The organism is Mesorhizobium sp. M7A.F.Ca.ET.027.03.2.1, from assembly GCF_003999175.1.
Taxonomy (GTDB): Bacteria; Pseudomonadota; Alphaproteobacteria; order Rhizobiales; family Rhizobiaceae; genus Mesorhizobium.
In genome coordinates this window covers 1-2,083 of the sequence record NZ_RZOM01001084.1, presented here as the reverse complement: position 1 = coordinate 2,083, position 2,083 = coordinate 1, and the positions used below count along the sequence as shown (strand labels likewise).

Annotated in this window: 2 protein-coding genes and 1 pseudogene; 1 reads left to right on the top strand and 2 read right to left on the bottom strand. The window is 64.0% G+C overall.

The annotated features are described in order from the left end of the window. Positions 1-198: pseudogene (locus EN750_RS31465) on the top strand (ATP-dependent helicase); the annotation flags it as partial. Between the two features lie 103 nt (positions 199-301). Here the strand turns inward: EN750_RS31465 and EN750_RS31460 are convergent. Both EN750_RS31460 and EN750_RS31455 read right to left on the bottom strand, forming a co-directional pair. Beyond that, a complete protein-coding gene (locus EN750_RS31460) occupies positions 302-1,276 on the bottom strand; it encodes an alpha/beta fold hydrolase (protein WP_127399032.1) in 975 nt (324 codons plus the stop codon). 78 nt (positions 1,277-1,354) lie between these two features. Further along, positions 1,355-2,083 (bottom strand): SDR family NAD(P)-dependent oxidoreductase (locus EN750_RS31455; protein ID WP_127399031.1); only part of this gene is annotated, 729 nt, incomplete at its 5' end.

Here is a 2,083-nt window from a genome sequence, read left to right as displayed (position 1 = left end):
GACCGCAACGACCGCAATGGCCGTCGCGACGGCAGGCGGCCCGGTGGCGAGAACAAGGGCAACGGCTTTGGCAAGAAGCGCTTCGGCGACAAGCCTGCCTTCGCCGGCGAGCGCAAGCCGGAAGGCGCCAAGCCGGCCTTCAAAGGCAACAACAAGCGCCGCTTCGGCGGCAAGCGTCCGGCGGCGCGGGCTGCGTAAGCCAGATCGCGTTGTAATCAGTCAGGCTTAGCCTGGCTGATTGCCGGGACAGACCAAGGAAAGGGCGGCTGAAGCGATGCTTCGGCCGCCCTTTTTCGTCGGCTTACTTCACCACCGCTTCGATCCAGACGGCGATCCTTTGCGCCAGAAACGCCGTGGTCGATGGCGACAGCGCGTCGCCGGCAATGACGTGATTGTCCGGGTCGCCGGTGTCGTCGACCGGAACCAGTTCATGCGGCGCGCCCCAGCGCCCGGCAATCTCGCGGGTGCGGTCGGCCCGCACCACTTTGTCCGAATCAGAAAAGATGAACAAAGCAGGGATGGTCGCCTTCTCCACCGGCGCGCCATAGGCAAGCTCGGTCAGCGCCTGCATCGGCAAGGTTGCTTCGATCGGATAGCGGGTGGTCCAGAATTCTTCATTCAGCGCGTTGCGCGGCACGAAGCTGTGTTCCTTGCCGGCGACTAGCCTGGCAATTTGTTTGCCCCACGGCATGGTCAGGATCTCGGCGCCCGAAGCCTTGACGCCGAAGTTCGGCGAGATGAACGCAATCGCCGCCACCTCGTGCGATGCACCGGGCTGCGTTGCCGCCCAGACCGCCAGCGAGCCGCCGGTCGACGTCGAGATGACGATCACCTTGTCGCCGATCGCCCGGCCGATGGCGAGCGCTTCCTCATAGTCGTTGATCCAGGCGTTAATGCTGCCTTGCGTCATCGCCGCGCCATCCTGCCCGTGACCGGTGAGCCGGGTGTAGAAGAGATTGGCATCAAGCTGTTCCGCCACTTCGTCGGGCAGCGGGCGGACCTCACCCTTGGATGCGGAAAAGCCGTGGATGTAGACGATCGACAGCGGCGTCCTGGCATGCACCATCGGATCGGCCCAGACGATCTCTTTTTCCAGCCCGTCACGGATTCCGGGGATGGCGGCTTCCGCCTTTGCCACATAGGCCTGCGGATCGTCAGCGATGAGCGAGGGATCGAAACGCATCGTGGTGTCGACGCGAACGCGCGGGCCGAGCACGAAGGCCAGTGCGAGAATGGCGATCAGGCCCAGCACAGCAAGCACGATCCGTCGCCCCATCGCAGACTCCACGCAGCACTTGTCTCAACCATGGCGACGGCGGCCCGAAACGGCGAGCCTGCCAATTTCGCCGGCGTCCTATTCGATCGGGGGCTTGCGGTCGTAATGCAGCGGCCGCGCCTTCCAACTGGTCATCAGGCTGATAAACCCTCTGCACAGCGGCCTCGGCAACAGGCCGAGCAGTTTCAGGGGCCAGCTGGTCCGGCGCGGGAAATGGACTTCGAAGCCGCCCGACTTGATGCCCCGCGCCATGCGGCGCGATGCGCGGCTGACCGGCATCAGTCCCGGCATGGGCAGCATGTTCTTCTCGGTCAGCGGGGTGTCGATGAAGCCGGGATTGAACACCTGGATACGCACGTTCATCTTGTCGAAATCATACTTCAGCGACTCGGCCAGGATGTTGATCGCCGCCTTGGTGCCGCCATAGGCGGCCGTTGTCGGCCAGCCGAAATAGGATGTCACCGAGCCGACCAGCACGACATGGCCGCGCGCCCGCACACGCATGCGTTCGACCGCGGGCACGAGGCCGTTGATGATGCCGAAATAATTGACCTCGAAGGACCGGCGAAAGTCGTTGACGACAAGATTCTCCCCCGGCGTCGAAATGTAGTTCCCTGCATTGAAGATGGCGAGCACGATGGGACCGAGCTCCTTCTCGATCGCGGCGACGGTTCTCGCCATGCGCGGCTCGTCGGTGACATCGCAGGGAAAGGCCGTGACACTGCCCGGCATCTGCGCGGTCTCGACGACAAGCGTGTCGATCGGATCGTCGTCAAGCGCCGTCACCGCGACGGCATAGCCCTGGGA

Coding starts and splice junctions, on each gene's coding strand:
- EN750_RS31460 (WP_127399032.1), bottom strand. CDS start 1,276: ATGGGGCGACGGATCGTGCTTGCTGTGCTGGGCCTGATCGCCATTCTC.